At 38.8% G+C, this 20,136-nt stretch carries 19 protein-coding genes and 1 pseudogene; 13 read left to right on the plus strand and 7 right to left on the minus strand.

Going from position 1 to position 20,136, the window contains the following annotated elements; genetic code table 11:
* The first annotated feature begins 6 nt into the window (after positions 1-6).
* The 4 genes from A6E03_RS16140 to A6E03_RS16155 are packed head-to-tail and all read left to right on the plus strand — an operon-like array spanning position 7 to position 3,636.
* Complete coding sequence (locus A6E03_RS16140) at positions 7-1,197, plus strand: beta-ketoacyl-[acyl-carrier-protein] synthase family protein (RefSeq protein ID WP_065601268.1); 1,191 nt, start codon at positions 7-9, stop codon at positions 1,195-1,197.
* Positions 1,194-1,664: a hotdog family protein gene (locus A6E03_RS16145; RefSeq protein WP_065601269.1), complete on the plus strand. Its 471-nt coding sequence runs from the start codon at positions 1,194-1,196 to the stop codon at positions 1,662-1,664. The genes A6E03_RS16140 and A6E03_RS16145 overlap by 4 nt, the downstream gene beginning before the upstream one ends.
* A gap of 8 nt (positions 1,665-1,672) precedes the next feature.
* On the plus strand, positions 1,673-2,398 hold the full coding sequence (locus tag A6E03_RS16150; RefSeq protein WP_065601270.1) for a 3-ketoacyl-ACP reductase FabG2: 726 nt from the start codon (positions 1,673-1,675) through the stop codon (positions 2,396-2,398).
* Positions 2,395-3,636 carry a beta-ketoacyl-ACP synthase gene (locus tag A6E03_RS16155; RefSeq protein ID WP_065601271.1) on the plus strand — a complete coding sequence of 414 codons (1,242 nt, stop codon included), beginning with the start codon at positions 2,395-2,397 and terminating at the stop codon, positions 3,634-3,636. Before A6E03_RS16150 ends, A6E03_RS16155 begins: the two co-directional genes overlap by 4 nt.
* A gap of 119 nt (positions 3,637-3,755) precedes the next feature.
* On the opposite strand, the gene A6E03_RS16160 is transcribed toward A6E03_RS16155, so the two are convergent.
* Both A6E03_RS16160 and rplY read right to left on the minus strand, forming a co-directional pair.
* Positions 3,756-4,202, minus strand: coding sequence for an META domain-containing protein (locus A6E03_RS16160; RefSeq protein ID WP_065601272.1), 447 nt, complete (start codon positions 4,200-4,202; stop codon positions 3,756-3,758).
* Between the two features lie 303 nt (positions 4,203-4,505).
* Positions 4,506-4,784 carry a 50S ribosomal protein L25 gene (gene rplY / locus A6E03_RS16165; protein ID WP_060990479.1) on the minus strand — a complete coding sequence of 93 codons (279 nt, stop codon included), beginning with the start codon at positions 4,782-4,784 and terminating at the stop codon, positions 4,506-4,508.
* A gap of 224 nt (positions 4,785-5,008) precedes the next feature.
* Between rplY and A6E03_RS16170 the strand changes: the two genes are divergently transcribed.
* Positions 5,009-5,434 carry a cytochrome c gene (locus A6E03_RS16170; protein WP_065591480.1) on the plus strand — a complete coding sequence of 142 codons (426 nt, stop codon included), beginning with the start codon at positions 5,009-5,011 and terminating at the stop codon, positions 5,432-5,434.
* A gap of 30 nt (positions 5,435-5,464) precedes the next feature.
* Here the strand turns inward: A6E03_RS16170 and A6E03_RS16175 are convergent, their stop codons facing one another.
* Entirely contained in the window at positions 5,465-7,189 is a 1,725-nt protein-coding gene (locus tag A6E03_RS16175; RefSeq protein ID WP_065601273.1) for a DEAD/DEAH box helicase, read from the minus strand.
* Positions 7,190-7,320: 131 nt separating this feature from the next.
* Here A6E03_RS16175 and A6E03_RS16180 point away from each other — a divergent pair, with 131 nt between their 5' ends.
* The gene (locus tag A6E03_RS16180; protein ID WP_065601274.1) at positions 7,321-8,853 is read left to right on the plus strand and encodes a phospholipase D family protein; all 1,533 of its coding nucleotides are present in this window, start codon (positions 7,321-7,323) and stop codon (positions 8,851-8,853) included.
* Positions 8,854-9,001: 148 nt separating this feature from the next.
* Here A6E03_RS16180 and A6E03_RS16185 read toward each other — a convergent pair whose 3' ends face one another.
* Positions 9,002-9,487 carry a VOC family protein gene (locus A6E03_RS16185; RefSeq protein WP_045101602.1) on the minus strand — a complete coding sequence of 162 codons (486 nt, stop codon included), beginning with the start codon at positions 9,485-9,487 and terminating at the stop codon, positions 9,002-9,004.
* A gap of 295 nt (positions 9,488-9,782) precedes the next feature.
* On the opposite strand from A6E03_RS16185, the gene A6E03_RS16190 reads away from it, so the two are divergent.
* A complete protein-coding gene (locus tag A6E03_RS16190) occupies positions 9,783-10,181 on the plus strand; it encodes a PaaI family thioesterase (RefSeq protein ID WP_065601275.1) in 399 nt (132 codons plus the stop codon).
* 121 nt (positions 10,182-10,302) lie between these two features.
* Here A6E03_RS16190 and A6E03_RS16195 read toward each other — a convergent pair whose 3' ends face one another.
* Positions 10,303-10,965 carry a CatA-like O-acetyltransferase gene (locus tag A6E03_RS16195; RefSeq protein ID WP_065601276.1) on the minus strand — a complete coding sequence of 221 codons (663 nt, stop codon included), beginning with the start codon at positions 10,963-10,965 and terminating at the stop codon, positions 10,303-10,305.
* Positions 10,966-11,131: 166 nt separating this feature from the next.
* Here A6E03_RS16195 and A6E03_RS16200 point away from each other — a divergent pair, with 166 nt between their 5' ends.
* Together A6E03_RS16200 and A6E03_RS16205 are read left to right on the plus strand one after the other, a co-directional pair.
* Complete coding sequence (locus A6E03_RS16200) at positions 11,132-11,626, plus strand: YcxB family protein (RefSeq protein WP_065601277.1); 495 nt, start codon at positions 11,132-11,134, stop codon at positions 11,624-11,626.
* A gap of 295 nt (positions 11,627-11,921) precedes the next feature.
* Positions 11,922-12,227: a Fis family transcriptional regulator gene (locus A6E03_RS16205; RefSeq protein ID WP_065601278.1), complete on the plus strand. Its 306-nt coding sequence runs from the start codon at positions 11,922-11,924 to the stop codon at positions 12,225-12,227.
* A 149-nt stretch (positions 12,228-12,376) separates the two neighbouring features.
* Here the strand turns inward: A6E03_RS16205 and A6E03_RS16210 are convergent, their stop codons facing one another.
* Positions 12,377-12,715, minus strand: coding sequence for a cytosolic protein (locus tag A6E03_RS16210; RefSeq protein ID WP_065591490.1), 339 nt, complete (start codon positions 12,713-12,715; stop codon positions 12,377-12,379).
* A 219-nt stretch (positions 12,716-12,934) separates the two neighbouring features.
* Between A6E03_RS16210 and A6E03_RS16215 the strand changes: the two genes are divergently transcribed.
* A complete protein-coding gene (locus A6E03_RS16215; protein ID WP_065601279.1) occupies positions 12,935-14,047 on the plus strand; it encodes a Fic family protein in 1,113 nt (370 codons plus the stop codon).
* Between the two features lie 77 nt (positions 14,048-14,124).
* On the opposite strand, the gene A6E03_RS16220 is transcribed toward A6E03_RS16215, so the two are convergent.
* Positions 14,125-15,156 (minus strand): YhcG family protein, encoded by a 1,032-nt coding sequence (locus tag A6E03_RS16220; RefSeq protein ID WP_065601280.1) that lies wholly within the window; start codon positions 15,154-15,156, stop codon positions 14,125-14,127.
* A gap of 240 nt (positions 15,157-15,396) precedes the next feature.
* Here A6E03_RS16220 and A6E03_RS16225 point away from each other — a divergent pair.
* From A6E03_RS16225 to A6E03_RS16230, 3 genes and pseudogenes are all read left to right on the plus strand, one after another.
* Positions 15,397-15,663: pseudogene (locus A6E03_RS16225) on the plus strand (hypothetical protein); the annotation flags it as partial.
* A 331-nt stretch (positions 15,664-15,994) separates the two neighbouring features.
* On the plus strand, positions 15,995-16,195 hold the full coding sequence (locus tag A6E03_RS20115; RefSeq protein WP_141677295.1) for a hypothetical protein: 201 nt from the start codon (positions 15,995-15,997) through the stop codon (positions 16,193-16,195).
* Positions 16,196-16,358: 163 nt separating this feature from the next.
* Positions 16,359-20,136 (plus strand): DNA replication protein (locus A6E03_RS16230; protein ID WP_065601282.1); only part of this gene is annotated, 3,778 nt, incomplete at its 3' end.

A 20,136-nucleotide genomic window follows, 5' to 3' on the forward strand; every position in this document is an offset into this window, starting at 1 on the left:
AATAAAATGAGTGACTTTCCTGTATATATTCATGCCTGTGGTTCGCATTCAGCATTAGGTAAAGAGATAAGTGATATTCATCAATCCCTCAGTGGAAATAAAAAATCATCAATGAGAGCTGAGGGTGGGTGGTTAAACGATGGTAAATCGACCGTTGTTGGTAAGGTTGAAGGTGAATTGCCTGCAGTACCACCGCGTTTATCTGCATTTAATACTCGAAATAATCAATTAGTGCTTTCCGCGCTACAGCAAATAGAGCCTAAAATCGAAGAGGCAAAAACAAAATACGGAGCAGATCGTATTGCGGTTGTTGTAGGGACGAGTACTTCAGGGATATCTGATGGGGAAATCGCACTGAGTGAGAAATTAAATTCAGGTATTTTCCCCGTTGATTACCACTATAGTAAGCAAGAGCTAGGAAACCCTGCGGAATTTATTGCCGATTACTTAAAAGTGTCAGGCCCAACGTATGCAATTTCAACGGCATGCTCATCAAGTGGCAGAGTGTTTTTATCCGCGAAGCGATTGTTGAAATCAGGCCTTGTTGATGCCGTTATTGTTGGTGGTACAGACTCTTTATGTAAGCTAACTCTTAATGGTTTTAATAGCCTAGAAGCGCTATCAAATGAACATTGCTTACCGTTCAGTCCTAATCGTAAAGGGATTAATATTGGCGAAGCCAGTGCGTATATGTTGTTAAGTGCAGACTCAAAAGACTCCGATAATCCAATTGCGTTACTTGGCGCGGGTGATAGCTCTGATGCTCACCATATCTCAGCGCCACAGCCAGAAGGAAAAGGGGCGATTGAATCGATGAATAAGGCTCTAAAAGATGCAGGCCTTGATGCTTCTGAGATTGGCTACATTAATGCACATGGTACAGCAACCCCGTTAAATGATGCGATGGAATCAAAAGCCGTTAATGCTGTTTTTGGTAGCGATACTCCGATCAGTTCCACTAAACCATTAACAGGGCATACTTTAGGTGCCGCTGGTATTATCGAAGCCTCTATCGCTTGGCATATTCTAACGTTTAATTTACCTTTACCAGTGCAAATTAATGATGGTGAAAAAGACAGTGAGTTAGCCGATATTAATCTTGTGACCAATCAAACCTTAGAAAAAAAAGCCATCATTAGTAATTCATTTGCTTTTGGTGGCAATAACATCAGCTTAATTTTTGGATATCAATCATGAGAACTATTCCTGATTTAATCGATCTTTTACCTCATGATATGCCTTTAGCATTAGTCGATAGGCTTATTGATGTTCAAGAATTATCTATTCACTGCCAAGTAACGATTAATGAGCAAAATATTTTCTTTAACCATGAAACAAAATCTATTCCCGCATGGATTGGTATTGAGTTTATGGCTCAAAGTATTGCTGGCTGGTCAGGCTTCCATGCATGGGAAAAAGGGAATAAACCACCAATAGGTTTCTTACTTGGCAGCCGAAAATACCAAGCAGAGTGCAGTGAATTTCAGCAAGGCGACACACTCGACATTTTTGCAGAGCAAATCTTAGAGAATAATGGCATGGCGGTATTCAGTTGTTATATTGAATGTAATGGTCAACAAATAGCGTCAAGCCAATTAAATGTATTTGTGCCAACAGAAGAAAAATTAGAAGAGCTTTTAGCTCCTAAGCAAGACAAGCAGTAGAGGGAATCATGATGAGACAAGTATTAGTGACCGGAGCCAGTAAGGGGATTGGTCGCGCAATTTCAGAACAGTTAGCAAAAGATGGTTTCTTTGTGATTGTTCACTATATGAGTGATAAAGCTGGAGCCGAACAAACATTAGCGACGATTAAAGAGAATGGCGGTTCAGGCCGATTAATTCAATTTGATATTAGTAATCGCGCACAATGTAAAGAGAAATTAGAAAACGACATCGAAGCACATGGTGCTTATTATGGTGTAGTGAGCAACGCCGGAATTACTCGTGATACTGCATTCCCAGCGATGACAGAAGAAGAGTGGGATGGCGTAATTCATACCAACCTTGATAGTTTCTACAATGTGCTTCACCCTTGTGTTATGCCGATGGTTCAGCTGCGTAAAGGCGGCCGTATTGTGACATTAGCGTCAGTCTCTGGCATTGTAGGCAACCGTGGACAAACCAACTACAGCGCGGCTAAAGCGGGTGTTATTGGTGCGACTAAATCGTTAGCGTTAGAATTAGCGAAGCGAAAAATTACCGTTAACTGTGTCGCTCCAGGTTTGATAGATACAGGTATGGTTGATGAACATGTAAAAGAACATGCATTACCACAAGTACCACTACGTCGCATGGGTGATCCAGCAGAAGTTGCAGGGCTTGTGAGTTACTTAATGTCAGATGTTGCGGGCTATGTGACTCGTCAAGTTATTTCTATTAATGGTGGTTTAGTATGATTCGTCGTGTTGTGGTTACGGGTATGTCAGGCGTGACAGCCTTAGGCAGCGATTGGGACACCGTCGGTGAAAACCTTCGTAAGTGTGAAAATGCAACGCAATATATGCCAAGCTTTGAAGTTTATGATGGCCTTAATACTAAGCTTGCTGCACCGATTAATGATTTTACATTACCAACGCATTATACCCGTAAGAAAATCCGTTCAATGGGGCGTGTTTCATTACTATCAACGGTTGCGTCAGAACAAGCATTAGAGCAAAGTGGCTTGATTGGTAATGATATACTTACCAATGGTCAAACAGGTATCGCCTTTGGTTCATCAACAGGATCTACTGATGCGGTTGGCGCGTTTGGTATCATGTTGAGTGAAAAAAGTACCAAAGCAATAACCGCAACGACTTATGTAAAAATGATGCCTCATACCGCCGCTGTAAACGTTGGGTTATTCTTTGGTTTACGTGGTCGTGTTATCCCAACAAGCAGTGCGTGTACTTCAGGTAGCCAAGCGATTGGTTACGCGTATGAAGCGATTAAACACGGTTATCAAACCGTAATGGTTGCCGGTGGTGCAGAAGAGCTTTGCCCTACTGAATCGGCTGTTTTTGATACATTGTTCGCAACGAGCTTAAAAAATGATGCGCCTAAAACATCACCAAGTCCATACGATCAAGATCGAGATGGCCTCGTTATTGGTGAAGGTGCAGGTGTATTAGTGCTTGAAGAGTATGAACATGCAAAAGCACGTGGTGCGACGATTTATGCAGAACTAATTGGCTTTGCAAGTAATTGTGATGCAGCTCATGTGACGCAACCTCAAATGGAAACCATGCAACTGTGTATGGAAATGTCACTACAAGATGCTAATTTATCTCCTGAACAAATTGGTTATGTATCAGCGCATGGAACAGCAACAGAGCGTGGAGATATTGCAGAGAGCACAGCAACAGAAAATGTGTTTGGCTCATCAATGCCAATCAGTTCATTAAAGTCTTACTTTGGTCATACACTGGGTGCTTGTGGCGCGATTGAGGCGTGGTTATCGATAGAGATGATGCGTAACAATTGGTTTAGTCCAACCTTAAATTTAAATAAGGTTGATGAGCGTTGTGGCAAGCTTGATTACATTACAGGCACAGGTCGCGAGATTGATTGTAATTATATCATGAGCAATAACTTTGCTTTTGGTGGGATTAATACTTCGCTGATATTTAAGCGCTGGACAGAAAAACAATCCTAAATTGATACTCAAAAGCAATTAAAAGAGACAGATAATAAAAAACCGGTGAAGGGAATTCACCGGTTTTTTTGTATCTTGTGTTTAAGTGATAACAAAGATAGATAATTATGCAGGATTGATTAGTTTACCCAATCACGCAGTGTAAATGTTAACTCGTGATCTTGACCTTTAAGGATCAAGTTTTCTTTAGTAAGCGTAATGTCGCTCCATGTAGATAGAGTGCTTGATACGGCTTGTTCAGTCGTCATTGCATCGCCCATACACATTTTCATTGTCATTCCCATTTTTTCAATGCGGAATTGACCTTCTTTGTTTAGCTCACCTTGGCCAAAGAAGTTATTACAACCAGCGTTACCGTTAGCTGTCATTTTTTCGCCAATTTCAAGACGAGGTACTTCTACTTTTTCTTCAGAAACAACATCTTTACCATCAACTTGCGTTAACTGCCAATTGTGGTGCTGAAGCATATCCGCTGAAACTTGAGCGTCAGCCATTAGATTATCGCCATTGCTTGCACATGCAGCCATTAATACAGGTAGAGATACAGCCACTAATAATTTTTTCATTTTAACTCCTAACTGGTTTATGAAGTTTAGCTTTTTTTAATACACAGAAGTATAGAAGAGAATACCCCAATATTGTCAGTAAAAAGTAAAAAACACTGTCCAATTACTGTTGTCTTATAAATTAGAATACAAAATGAGAAGGGGATCTTAGTTTTTAAGTAGAAGAATATTGGGAGGGTTTATAATTGAGTGCGTCAGATAGATTAAAGCCCCGATACTGGTAATATCAGGGCTTTAAAGGGGTTGTTATTTCAATTGGTAAGAAAGAAATAACATAATGCAAAAGAGTAAAACAGACTCGAATTAGATGCGGATGAAGTCCATGTGCTCAACTTTAGGCTTAAACGCGTGACGTTGAACGTCTTGCGGTTTAACCTTAACAGTAGCGCCATCGATTACTAGCTCAATTGCTTCGTAAAATTCAGGCTTATCCATTTGGTTGATGATATCACTGTGGATTAGTTCGATTGATACTGGAGCTTCTGTGCCACCGTAAACGATTGCAGGGAATTTACCAGCGTGACGAAGGCGGCGGCTCGCACCCTTACCTTGTTCAGTACGTACTACTGCTTCAAATTTCATAGTCTTTACTCTCAAAATAGTAAAATAAAAAAATGCCATTAAGCTTAGCGACCTAACTTAACAGACTTTTCGTTTCGAAAAACGAGCGCGAATAGTACCATTCGATTATTTATCTAACAACCTATTTTCGTGTGTTTTTACGAGGTTTTTGTTAATGTGAAAAAACTATCGTAAAATTAAAACGATGAAAGCATAAACAATAAAATAACTGCATGGAGGCAAGTATGAAAAAAATAGGAATAGTGGCGTTATTTTCTGTTTCAGTCATTGCGGCAGATTACTCTACGGAGATTAAATCTCGTCAAAATAATTTTCAGCATCTTGATGCAACCGCTGATTTGTTAGATGACGCGTTTGATGAAGAGACGTTAGATTGGGATAAAATTATGCCGTTAGCGCAAAGTGCGCATTTAACGGTTGAAGAACAAAAGACGTTATTCCCAGAAGGCAGTGCAGACAATAGCCGGGCACGCACCAAGATCTGGGATCAAAAAGCAGAGTTTGAAGGCAAGTTTGATACGCTATCGCAGCAATTTATGTTAATCAGCGAAGCCGCAGTAGAACAAGATGAAGTAGCCGCACGAGCCGCACTTGATAAAGCTTTTTCGCAGTGCCGCTCTTGTCACATGAATTATCGTTCGCTGTGGTAATTTTCTAGATAATACCAATCATAATTCAAATTACTCTTCAAAGATCTTATCGCGAATAGACCAAAACTTACCTTGTTTACGAGCAATCACAAAACTCGGTGGACGAAAACGGTGTTGGTTATTCGCGATTTTAATTGCGGTTGTTTCTTCAAATGGACGATGTCTATCTACCAAATGAGGGCGAACAAAGTTATTTAAAAAGAGCTGCTTTTGTTTCTTTGTCACCATTTGCCACACTTCGTGTAACTCAGAATCATCATCGCCTATATAGGTCACTTTAATTTGTGGCTTATCGAATTGGTTTTTTCCTGCTGTAAGCGTCAAATCAATACAGTTGAGAATACGAGCGTCTTTTAATTTGAGCGCTTCTTTTAGCTTTTTATCTGGATCAACTAAGATCGCATCACACTCATGACAGATACGTGCAGCAATATCATTATCTGCGCCACACTCGTTACAATATTTGGCTCTAAAGCGATAACCACACTCTTCACGAATGCCTTCATCATCTTCAAAATAGCCCTGACAACGACGACCAAAATGCTCAAGTAAAAAGCCATTACTGTCTAATTTACCCCAGAAGTTATTATTAAAACCGCAAGCAGGGCAGGGAATAGTAATGATTTCGCTGTTACTGTCAGGTTTAGGATCACCCACTTCAGGTTGATAGAGATCGTAGCAATTGCCTGCGTAATCCAAAATGGTACATTCTGTTTTTCCTTCAGCTAAACGTAGCCCTCGCCCAATGATTTGTTGATACAAACTGACCGATTCTGTTGGACGTAAAATAGCAATCAGATCAACATGAGGCGCATCAAATCCCGTAGTTAACACAGACACATTAACTAAAAACTTGGTTTGTTGTTTCTTGAAGCGTTGAATAATAGCATCACGTTCAATCACTTTGGTATCGCCAACCACTAACTCAGATTGCTCTGGTGGCAGTAATGACAATACCTCTTGAGCATGACGAACCGTGGCAGCAAAGATCATCACGCCTTTTCTGTCTTTTGCGTACGCTACAATTTGCTGAACAATTTGTGGCGTAGCACGTTTAGATTCTTCAATCACCAAATCCAATTCAGATTCTTTGTATTTACCTGTAGAAGCGGGTTTTAATTGCGAGAAGTCATAACTCAATACCGGAGCATCTAGCAGCTTTGCAGGGGTTAAAAAGCCCTCATCCAATAAATATTGAATAGGCAACTCAAAAATGCAATCACGGAAAAAACGAGGTGTGTCAGTTTTGACTTGACCGCGAGTGTGGTACTGGTAAATCCAACCAATACCTAAACGATAAGGTGTCGCGGTTAAACCAAGCACCTTAATGCCCGCATTTTGGGTTTGTAGATGTTCAATCACTTTACGGTAACTGGTGTCTTTGTTATCAGGGACTCGGTGGCATTCATCAATAACTAATAATGAAAACTGATCTTTAAATGAATCAAGATTACGCACCACAGATTGCACAGAGGCAAACACCACTTTCTTATCGGTTTCTTTACGACCTAATCCTGCTGAGAAAATAGAGGCTTCTTCACCATAGCCTTCGTATTTTTCATGGTTTTGTTCAACCAATTCTTTAACGTGAGCAAGTACCAATACACGACCTTTAGCAATACGAGCCAGTTCCGCAATTACCAAACTTTTTCCTGCACCAGTAGGTAGCACTAACACGGCCGGAGAGGCGTGCTTTCGGAAATAATGAATAACGGCTTTCACTGAATCTTGCTGATAAGGACGTAACGTATACATGGATATAAACACAGTGGTTAAGGTAAAAAGGCATCATATCAGAATATATAAGATTACTCTTTGTTTTCTTGCTAATATTACGGCAGAGATAATCAGGATTGGTTACTAAAAATTAAAAGGAAGTTTAATAAATGTCTGTGCTTCAACGCATTAATATCACGCTATTTTTTGTCGCTATTCTTTCAGGGTGTGGTTCACTTCCTGATAAGGTTGATCACGCTAATGAGCCAGTAGTTACGCCATTAACAAGTACCTTATCTGAATTGAAAAACACCTCGCAACCTCAGAAACTAACAGAAGAAACAAGCGCGATCCTGATACAAGATGCGGGGTGGGCTGCACTTGCTCAGCGATTAGCATTAATTGAAACCGCCGAACACACCATAGATATCCAATATTACATCTGGAACTCAGACGCATCAGGTCATTATCTTGCGAGTCGTTTATTAGCGGCAGCAGATCGCGGTGTAAAAGTTCGCGTTATGCTCGATGACATTAACTTAAACGAGCGTGAAGATCTCTTGATTGCGCTGAACTCACATCCTCAAGTCGAGATCCGTGTATTTAACCCAATTCCAACTCGTCGTGGTGTTACTAAATGGGTGAACTTCTTAGGGGACTTTTCTCGCCTAAATCGCCGTATGCACAATAAATCATTTACTGTTGATGGTGTTTTTTCGGTTGTCGGTGGGCGCAATATTGGCGATGAATATTTTGATCTCTCTGATGACATTAATTTTCGTGACCGTGATGTGTTAGTCACAGGCTCTGTGGTAGCAGATATTCAAAGCAGTTTTATTCAATATTGGGACAGCACTTGGTCTTACCCGGTTGATTTATTGGGTGAGGCAACATCACCAGACCAACCTGTATTGGATGAGATAGCAGCGCCAATTTACACAAATTATCCAGCGTTACCTGAGGGCAATAAAATCGCACATCAATTCTTAAAAGACTTGATGAGTAAAATGACTTGGGTTAATGCGCGTTTTGTTTTTGATCGCCCAGTACCCGTTGATAAAAACAATACCAATGAACCGAAAGCTACCGCAAAAGAATTGGCCGAATTAGCTCGAGAATCGGATAAAGAGATCTTATTAGAATCGGCTTATTTAATATTTGATGACAACCAATTAGAAGAGTGGCAGGCGTTAAGTAATAATGGCGTTCAAATAAAAGCGCTAACTAACTCAATGGCCTCAAATGATCTGACGACCAATCACTCTGGTTATGCTGGTCGACGTCAAGAGATGCTTGAACATGGCATTCAGTTATATGAATTAAAACCAGAAACAGGCTTATGTGAAGAGTCGACCCGTGACGTGTCTAAATGTGCCCCAACACTTGCTTATGGTCTTCATGCTAAGTCTGCCGTTTTTGATGACCGTATCGCGAGTATCGGCTCTTTTAACTTCAATTTACGATCAACTTATCTGAATACTGAGTCGATTTTAATCATTGAAAATCAAAAAATAGCAGAACGTCTTGCGAGCGATATAGAAAAAGCGATGGATGAAAAGAACAGTTGGCATTTAAAGCTGCAAGAGGGCGAAGTTCGTTGGTATTCCGGTGATAAAAGCTGGGAAGATGAGCCAGAAACAGGGCGATGGGAGCGTTTTGAATCTCAATTTTTGCAGTTGCTGCCAATAGAGAAGTACCTGTGATGCGAATAATCTTAATGTGCTAAGTTGTGATTCTGCACTTACTGCAAATTAAGCGATAGATGCCTTATTAAACATTCAATTGCTCACATAGAAAAAGGATTGGTATTTCTACCAATCCTTTTTTAATGCCGCTTTTACTAGAGTTCGATTACTCGTAATCGGCAGTGTATGTTTCTTTATATGTATGAGAATAAAGCTCAAATAAGTTACCAAACGGGTCTTCTAGGTAAACCATTTGGCTTGTATTGTTATCATCTTCTGGGTGGTAACGCATGATATCCATACGTACCTTGCCACCAAATTCTTCTGTGCGCTTAATTACACCATGAAAGTCATCGGTTTGAAGACAAAAATGGAAGATACCAATGCGAGAGAAATCAACTTCGTGGCGCTCTTGACGCTCTTTCATTTCAAATAATTCAAAGCCAATGCCATCTTTAGTTAATAAATGCGCAATGTTAAAACCTTTAAAGCCTTCACCAAAAACAGCAATACACATACGGCCAATTGCGGTTTCACGTTCCTCTGTCACTTTTGTATTGCCCATTACAATCTCAAGGCCTAACGCTTTAGTGTAGAACTCAACAGCTTTATCCATGTTGCCAACCATGATACCAACGTGATTCATTTTCATAATGCGCTCCAAGTAAGTTTTAATAATTCGTTATGTTGTTTCGATGTAAGAGAGTATAGGTAAGAATTTTGATTACGTGAAATTATCAAATTTTATTAAAATAATAATATTTTGTTATTGATATAAGAAGGGTAATAATAATTTTTATGGTTAATCGACTTACTACTGAGCAGTGTGATATATCAGAAAACATGAGTTATATATGGGATCTTAGAATACGAAATAATTATTGGCATATGCTAATAATGTGGCGTTATAGTTTATCCATGAAATTAACGAACGTTACAGGTGGATAATGTCACTCTCTATACCTAAGGATCATCAACAATGTTGTGTCTGCCAGCATGCCTTTTTTTCTGAACAGCCGATAATTTTTCAAGTGAGTAATGACCAACAAATATATGCCGAGATCATACCAACAGAAAAAGTTGAGGGTTACGACGGTGTTATGCAAGGAGGGTTAATTACAGCATTGCATGACAGTGCGATGTTGCATTGTTTATATAGCTATGAAATTCATGCAATGACGGTTAGTTTGTCTACTCGTTTTCACCGACCAATAAAACTGGGAGTGAAGGTTGAAGTTCATGCGGAATGGGTAAGTAGCAGACGTAATTTACATGTATTACAAAGCAAAATTACACAAGAAGGTCATGTCTGTTCATCGGCAAAAAGTCAATTTATGGATGGTTAAGATCGTCAATAGAATTGAATCCTTAAATATCCTCTGGAAGGGATAATGAACTCGATATCCCTTCCAGAGGATATTATTTAAGATGAGCGCACTACCGCTCATCTTAGTTGAGGTATAAACCTTATTTAGCTTGTTCAAGCTGTGATGGATTATCAAACATCGCTTGTAATGTCTGTATGAATTGCCCCACGTGTAAACCATCCATCAAACCATGATGCACTTCAACAGACAGTGGCATACGCCATTGATCACCGTGTTGAACCAATTTCCCAAAGGCCATTTTTGGCACACTGTCAGGGAAGTTAACGTCTCTAGCATGAGTCATACTAGTGAAATCGACCCATGGCAATACGGTTAAATGAATCGTGTTCTGCTTCATTTCTTGGCCAATGAACTGCTCAACAATAAAGGGCGTATTCTTAATCCGAGTTTCAGCGTTGGTGGCACTGATTGTAAAATCAGAAAACGTAGGCTCATGGTCTAAATCGCAAAAACGCACCGTATCATCATCGGCGAGTAGCGCCACACTGACACACATAGGCGAGTAAATGCGGACTTCTTCACCCATAAGGCGATAGCTCATCGGTTCACATTTATTTAGCGCTTGCTGAGTTAGGTAAAGATAAGCGTGGAAGAAACGGTGATTGTGCTGCTTACAATATTGGTGCAGGGCGGTTACGTCGATATTGGAACAGATGTTATACCAAGGGTGACTAAAACCTTGATAAAATTTCAAGTGTTGAGCTCGTGCCCATTGACTGACATCTAGCACTTCATACGCCATTTGATTTCCCTATAGAGTTCACTGATTTTCGTTGGGCTGATTCTATATACCTAATCGACTTTAAGATATATTTGAATGTAGAAAAGCATTAAGAAACGGTACAATGCCTGAGTTGCGAGATCGCAGCATAGAGACTCATTCACATAAAACAGTAAAGTAGCCCTATATGTCTAAAGATTTTAGTGTCACCACAGAATACACTCTCGACAAGACTTTCTTTGCCGAGTGTTATGATCAAACTAGTCACCCTGTTAAATTTCCAAAAGCCTATTTAAAAGGAATTCTTTTTCTTCTTTTTGGTGTGGTTTTATTAAGACTTGAACTATTACCTAATGGGTATGTTGGTTGGTTCTTTATTGTGCTGAGTATTATTGAGGGGCTTAGTATCTACTTTAAGAGAACGTGGTGGTTATGGCGACAAAAAATCAGCTCGCTTTCTGGCACTAAAGTGGTGTTTCAGGCTGATGCTAAAGGAGTGAGTTATAAAAGTGCTAAAATCACCCGTGATATCGCTTGGAGTGAAATTGATCAACTTGAACAAAGCGATTTAGGGTTTATCTTTCATATGGGTAAACAGCGCCAATATGTCAGTAAATCTTGCTTAAATGATAAAGAGATCGCTTTCATTGCAGAGCAGCACGCAATAGCAAAAGCAAAGTAACGTTACCGCGCGTAAAATAAAAGTTTATCCAATATCAAGCCGCATTCACTGCGGCTTTTTACTGTCTATCTAACTCCTCGACTCCAATCTCAAACTCTGTTGTTTGACTTACTTTTCCCAATATTTATAACTCTAACCATATGGCGATATTTACTTATCCACCACAGTCCCACACGGTGAAATTTCAAGTGTTACTATAAATACTTTGCATTTGAAACAGCAACAGTGCTCAATATCGTTTAAGACAATGTTGACCGAAAACGTTTTTAAAGGTGTTAAATAGGAAGTTTACTTTATGCGTAAATCAGATAAGAAGATCGAAAATCAAATTAGAGACGTGTTAACCGAAGTTTGTGAAGATACGTTAAAAGGCTACGGGGGTTTTCTTTGGGTGACTCATACAGTCAAATTCTCTTCTTTTCCGCAGAGCTTAAAAATTGTTTGCGTATTCGAAACGAATCAAGATAGAGCAAACTTTTTAATGGGAGAAGACCAGTTCCATGTTTCAACAGCTATCCAAAAGGCGTTTAATAAGGTTGGGGTTCAACTAAAGAACGTAGATAAACACATCAGTTACGATACGCAGAAAAATCGCGAGTAGCGGTTATCAAAGTAAAGTGAATCGAGTTGGTCGTGGGGATCTAAGGCTTTATATGACGAGTTTTGATATAAAGCCTGAAGACTACTGTCTGCCCTCTGAGTTAGGGCGACGAATAGCTTGCTTACTAAAGTCTAGGGATACCGCTATTTTCAGTCCATTCGGGTAATAAAGGTTTGCTCGTCATCCACAAACGCGACAAAGCCGCCGTGATAGATAAATACTCGACCACGCCCCTCAACTAGGCAGGCAAGCTGTGGGTTCAAATCTTCTTCATTATTCTGGCTTTGGAAAGTGCCAGTATCTGTGATTACGCCGCTGAATGTAGGCAAATATCCATAAGTGCGCTTGGCTTGATCAATCAGGCTCAATTCACTGGTGGTAGAGAAGCAAGAAGGGATCGTACCTGCTTCTTCGATAAACATCGTTTTTAGTTCTTCAAAAGCTGTAATCACTAGCCAATCGATGTCGTTAACATGATGAATAAACATAGAGTTTCTCGGTAATTCTGATGCGGCGATTGTATCACTATCAAGGGATTACGTAATAGAAATTGGTTTTGGCTTATCGTGAGCTGAATAACACCTCTAATCGAATCACGTTTTGATGTGAATAGAGGTGTTAATCGCATCATAAAATGAGTTGAATAAGTGCACTATTCGCATCATACTGTGATTAGATTAAGCGAGATTGAGTCAGAGGAAAGCATTATGTGGATATGGCAGCAAGATAAATGGCCTCACTTTTATTGGAATGAACGCGTTATTGAACCGTTATTAAGGTCGGTTAGATTTAACCAAGGGCTTTTATTAGGGAAGATGACGAGTCAAGACCAAGAAAAAACCATGCTTGATACGTTACTTGCCAATATTGTTCACTCAAGCGCGATTGAAGGTGAAACGTTAAATGCGTTTTCGGTGCGTTCTTCTTTAGCGAATAAGCTAGGGGTAAGTGAAGAAAGCCCTTTTCCTACTACAGAACAGACTGATGGCCTTGCCGAGATCATGCTTGATGCGGTAGAAAACTTAGACACCTCTTTAACGCTAGATCGTATTTTACACTGGCATAATCGCTTATTTCCTCAAGGCTACACCATGTTTAACCCTGTGGTGGGTGGGCAATTTCGTGGTGATGCGCCTATGCAAGTCGTGTCAGGCCGCATTGATCGTCCTGTTGTCCATTTTGAAGCGCCAAGTCGAGATATTCTTGATGCTGAATTGAATCAGTTTATTGATTGGTTTAATACGTCAAAAAGTGACGCCTCACTAGATCCGCTATTAAGAGCGGCAATAACGCATTTGTGGTTTGTGACGCTTCATCCACTTGATGATGGTAATGGAAGAATTACTCGTCTACTTACGGATCTCGCATTAGCTCAAGCCGAGCAGCAATCGGTTCGATTCTATGCTATGTCGGTTGGTATCTTGGCTAACCGAAAAAGCTATTATGAGATCTTAGAGCAAACCCAAAAGGGGGAGTTAGATATTACCGCTTGGCTACAATGGTTCTTTGAAACCCTTGATAGTACGTTTGCTGAAGTCTTTAACGAAATAGACAGAACGATTTTTAAAACCAACTTTTGGCGCAAGGTTGATCAAACCAAGCTGACAGAAGAGCAAGTCAAAGTGCTTAATCGAATGTTAGATGGCGATTTTGAGGATGGGATTAACACTTCTCAATACCATAAAGTTGCAAAGGTAAGTAAGCCTACTGCAACTCGGCATTTAGCAATGTTAGTTGAGCTTGGTTGTTTGGTTAAAACTGGGGCAGGTGGTCGAAGTACTCGTTATGTTTTGGGGGGCAGACAGTTTAGTCGTGTCTAATTCACACCCAAATACCCAGATCAATTTATCCCTGTATTTTCAGTAATATGCATTTGTGGTACGAATAGTACCTAGAATCACTGCTTATTTTTTAATGACTCTCGCTGCTCTGATAATGTCGCTTCCACTTCTCGGCGCAGCTCTTCTTCATTAGGTAAATACAGCTGATACTTTTGCACAAATAAGTTTTTATCCATGCCATAGGTCGCATACTTTACCAGTAGTTCATCTTTATCTTTGCTTAAGATAATTCCGATAGGTGGGTTATCTCCTTCGATATTCTCTTCTGCTGCAAAGTAACCCATGTACATGTTCATTTGACCAATATCTTGATGCTTAACGTCATTGATTTTTAAATCGATGAGCACAAAACAACGTAAAATACGGTGATAAAAAACTAAATCAACTTTGTAATGACTATTATTTAATGTAATTCGGTATTGTCGGCCAACAAAGGTAAAGCCTTTGCCTAACTCTAATAAGAAATGTTCTAAGTGTTCACATAGGGCAGTTTCTAAGTCTTTTTCGCTGTAGTGATTTCGTTCTGGCAGATTAAGAAACTCAAAAACGTAACTATCACGGTTTATGTCTTCAGGTTTAGCAACTAAGGTATTTTGCTGTGAAAGAGCGATAACTTCTTCTTTATCTTTACTTGCCGCTAAACGCAAAAACAAGCCGGTTTCTTTTTGGCGTTTAAGTTCTCTTACACTCCAATTAGCATTAACCGCTTGATTCATGTAAAACGCGCGTTCTGTCGTGTTATCAATTTTTAATAACTCTACATAATGTGACCAACTCAAATGGTGCGACAGTGTCGCACCATTTCGATTTGCTAGATAAAACTGACGAAATCTCTTCAGATTAGAAAGGCTAAAACCTTTACCATGGGCTAATTTTAAATCTCGACTTAAGTTGGTGATCAACTGTTTTCCGTACTGCGCGGTTACTTGGCCTTCTTGTTCAAACTCAACTATATGTTGTCCAATTTTCCAATAAGTCATGACTAATCCAGCGTTAATAGCTGAGATTGTTTTCGCTTGACCTTGTGAGAAAGTAGTAGAAATAATACCTAGTAAATTATGGTACTTTGCATCAACAGGTTTATTCATTACTACATCCTTTTTTATAATTCATTCCGGATTACCTAGTTAACACCATGTCTTGCATGGTCACTGGCATACACTTTAACCCGACATTACTCGCTTAAAATGCTGTTTTAGTCAGCGGGAGGAGAGGATTTTCAATCCGACTTAGTCTCTCTCTTACCTTGTAGGCTTAATGTGCCTACAAAATGATCTTGGATTAACTGGTTGATAAATGCAAGTTCTATATTGACGGTTGTGCATTGAACCAAGCTGACAGAAGAGCAAGCCAAAGTACTTAACCGAATGCTAGATGGCGATTTTGAAGATGGCATTAACACCTCTCAATACCATAAAGTTGCAAAGGTAAGTAAGCCCACTGCATCTCGGCATTTAGCTGCGTTAGTAGAGCTTGGTTGTTTGGTTAAAACAGGTGCGGGTGGTCGAAGTACTCGTTATGTTTTTTTGGTAATAAGTGGTTTTAGAGGGGAATTATCAATTGCTCTAACTCATTTCTGCCCCATTCCTTGTTAGATCTTTTACTCATTCATATTTTATTCATCTGAATTTGCCCTACTCAAATTTATCCGATTGAGCTGATAGTACATTTCAAAGAACATAGACGGCTGTGATTTGAGTTCTGGTGTGTATGATGAAGCATCCGAAAGATGCTGTGGCACGTGTGGATGCGTGGGTTTCGTGTTGGGGTATCCGACAATTTCAGTAATTAGGTGGCAGCTCTGTGGCAGTGTGGCGTGAGTTAAGGCATCTTAAAGATACGCTTTGACTATCTGACACCCCATAATCCATCGTTGAGACGGCAGATAGAAGGGACTGGAAAACCTTTACTCAATTAAAGGGCGATGTGTTTTCATTGCGTAAAGAGCAAGTCTTTCAAACACACTATGAATATTCTATCGACCATGAAAGTGTTGTGATTAAAGCCAGTCTCTATTGTTGTGAAGAATTGTTATGCTGTTTGAAGGGAGTATCGAGTTATGGACGTGACGTCATCACAAGAGTGATGCAATGGCGTATTGTTTCAACGTTGCGCCATGCTGTTTAACTTGGGGTTCTGTGAATAACCGTATTTAATCAATCATTGACCAATTAGATTGTAGAAAATGGATCGATGCATCAAACTAAAAATATTGATTTGTTTAGGATATTAAAATAGTTTTAATCAACTTTTATTGTGTATTCGTCAGTGATGCTAGAGAGATGTATAAATGGGAAGCCAAAATCAGATTAAGTCCAAGTTATTGGAACTAGAAGGTGGAAAATTTCAAAGGCTCTGCGATGATTGGCTTCATCGAAAGGGGTTTGAAAATATAAATCCAATCGGAATGATGGACACTACCGATAGAGTGGTCAAAGGTACACCAGACTGTTTACTAATGCAGGCAAATGGAAAATACATTTTTTCAGAGTATACAGTTCAGCAGGCTCGTTTAGCGAATAAACTAACAGACGACATTGAAAAATGTTTTGACGAAAATAAAACAAGCATTTCCGTAGATAAAATCAGCGAAATAATCATATGCTATCTGGCTAAACTATCAACGGAAGAAATCAATCAACTCAGAACTCTTTGCTACGGTAGAGGAGTAATGTTAACTCTTAATGGGTTAGATTCAATTTCTTTAAGTATTAAAAATTCCTACCCCGTCTTATCGGAAACATATTTAGATTTACCTTTAGATACTGGCCAATTATTAAGCGTTAATGATTTTATCGAGAGGTACGGTAGGAGTAACTTTACAACGTCTATCGACAATGAATTGCTCTTCTGTGACGACCTGTTAAGTAATGCGGTTAGAACACTGGAGTCCTCAAACTTCTTGCTTGTATCAGGTGCTGCTGGATTAGGAAAAACACTATTTTCAGTCACTTTGGCAAAAAGAATTCTACAAGATAATGAATACACTAATGTTATTTGTCTTTTTGATAAAGGAGCAGACCTAATAAGGGATATTACTGCGTACTTTAGTGAGCCTGGTGATTATTTAATTTTTGTTGACGATGCTAACAGATTGGATAACAGGCTTGATTATATTCTTCATTATCTAACTGAAAAAGATGAGAATCGAAGTTTTCGCATTGTTGCCACGGTGAGAGATTATGCGCGAACTTCTGTAATAGAAAAAGTAAGAAAATACACTGAACTTCATGAGCAGGTTATTACTCCGTTAACCGACGAACAAATTAAAGAACTGACTGAATCATTGTTTGGCATTAAAAATGGGGGGTATCAAAAACGGATACAAGAAATATCCTGTGGCAATCCGCGATTGGCTGTAATGGCATCAAAAGTTGCTATAGAGACAAATCAAATACAATCCATTCAAAATGTCACGTCCTTGTATAGCGATTACTTTGGCGAGAATGAAAACGTAAAACTTGTTCTTGAAGATGAAAGGTTAGTTCTCGCGGCTTGTGCTATTTCGTTTTTTAGAAAAATTGACAAGCTTAATGAACAACAAATGAGAATGGTAGAGAGCTCTTTCGGTATACAGGCTGAGGAGTTTTGGGAACTTGTTGATGTCTTGCATAAAAATGAGTTGGTAGATTTGTATGAAAATGAAGTGGTAAAAATATCCGACCAAGTCTTATCTACTTACCTTTTTTATATAGCCATCTTTGAAAAAAAGATAATACCATTTTCATCAATTGTTAAAGATTTCTATCCAGACTACACCAGAACAATTGTTGACTCGCTTAATCCCATTATCAGTGCATTTGATCAAAGAAAGGTTGTTGCAGGGATTAGAAGTGAGATTAAAGATATTTTTGAAATTTTTTCTGAAAATGAGAGCATTGATAAATCAATAGAGTTTTTAAATACTTTTTGGTTCGCTCTACCAACTGAAGCATTAGTTTATTCATCAAACACTATCAACAACATGCCGGAGGTTGATATTGATTGGAAAAACGAATCTTATGAAGAGTCTAAGAGCGAGGCAGGTAAATCATCTCCAGTCAGTTTGTTAACAAATTTTAGATTTTATGATGAACAAGAATTTAAAATGTCTTTTGAGTTACTGCTCAAATACCTTGTTAAAAGTAGAGCATCTCTAGGCTTTGTTATACGAGCGTTTTCTGAGCGTTATAACTTTAGCCCTGATGATTGTCGATACGGTTACTATGTTCAATCGTTTATTGTTGATAAGTTGATAGAACAAATGGACAAAGGGGAGAGCTACTTATTTAGTCGGCTTTTTATTCTAACGGCTAGTTACCTGCTAAAAGTTGAGCACAGAGAGCATCAGTGGTCTCGCGGTGATGCAATAAGTATTATAACTTTTAGACTATCTCCTGATGAATACCTACTCGCTTTAAGAGATAAAATTATCTCATACCTATCTTTTTTAATGGATAAGGATGAGTTGCAACCTTTCGTTATTGACGTAATTAAAGAGTACATAGGCAGAGCAAGATATGAAGGAGCGGATATGGCTGAGGCTGATCTTCCTTTTTTTGAACGATACTTTGTTGAAAGGTTGGACAAAGGTAATTTGTCTCACTGCATGATGATGCAAGATTATTGTGAGCACCTTGAATCTTTGGAATTGAGCTATCCAATGGAGTGGAAAGTAGAGTTCTTTAATGAAACGCTAAAACTTTCAAACTTACTTCTTGAAGACAGGCATGAACGGCGCATGCTTGAAATGGGTTATGAGGAATACAATCAATACCGCCATCAGAGTTTAGTTAAGCATTTTAAAGGTATTTCAATAGCAAATTTCATTGATTTCATTGATAGGTGTAAGGAATTGAATAGTGCATTGTCGGGTAGAGATAGGGACTACTCCTTAAAAAATGGAATTGAAATGAGTCTTCGTGCAATCGCTGAATCAGCACCAGAACTCTTTCCTGATATTGTATCTAGTTACATGGATTATGATGACTCTTTTAAAGTAAGCCCTCATGACATATTAACTGAGCTGTTTAAGACTCAATCGTTCGAAGATGTTTTTTTATTGTTAAACAGTAAAGAGTATCGGTGGAAGAAACTATGGCTATCGACTTATTTTTCTTTATTACCAGAGGAATCTATTGTTGATAATGACGCTAACTTATTAATAGAGCATATCAGCAATACTCCAAGCAATGAGTTGGTATATGGGCTAGATTATTTAAATAAGTATAAGCGTATTGATGATGCTATATATTGCAAAGTTGTCAGAATGCTAACAGATAAATCCCTTGAAGATACTAACTATGCAAGGCCATTGGGACAACTTTTTAGTATACACTCCAGCATGTTTGGTAAATGGTTTGATGTATTTAAGCTAGATGAAGAGTTGGTTTTTGACGCATACCTTACAGCTAACAGTCTAGAACGTTATTGGGATTATTCTGGCGATGCCCTAAAGCTTATTATGGATAAAAAGTTTGATTTCTTATATAGATTGATCGATCAAATATACGAAAAGGAAAGATGGCCAGACTTACACACAGATATGCCTGAGTTAAATTTTTTATGGGAAAGAAAAGGTTATATTCAAGAAATTGAAGACTATGCAAAATACCTTCAAAGTAAGGATGAATACGCTTTTAGGTATAGAGAAAATATATTTAGTAAGTTATTCACTAAAGAAAAAGGGAAAACTGAATCGGAAGATATGGTTCAGAAAAAACATGATTTTTTCCGTAATGCCGTCAAGAAAAATGCAACGGATATTAAATTTATGTGTTTTTTATTTAATTCTGCACAATACCTTAGTGAAGAATTCAAGCGGGAACTATTAGGTTTATTTCTTAGTGAAAATGATAAATTTGAGGACTTTCAAACGTTAGATTATGAACTAACTACTCGGTCGTGGTCAGGAAGTCGAGTTCCCATCTTGGAGCGAGAAAGGAATTTTCTTGAAAGTTTGCTGCCGCTTTTTAATTCCATTAAGTTTCTTGAGCATAAATCCTATGTAGAGATACAAATTGAGGATAAGTTAAAGTATATAGAGTATGAAAAGAAAAGAGATTATCTATGTAGTGGTCAAGTAAAAC

Source organism: Aliivibrio sp. 1S128, assembly GCF_001691065.1.
Lineage (GTDB): Bacteria > Pseudomonadota > Gammaproteobacteria > Enterobacterales > Vibrionaceae > Aliivibrio.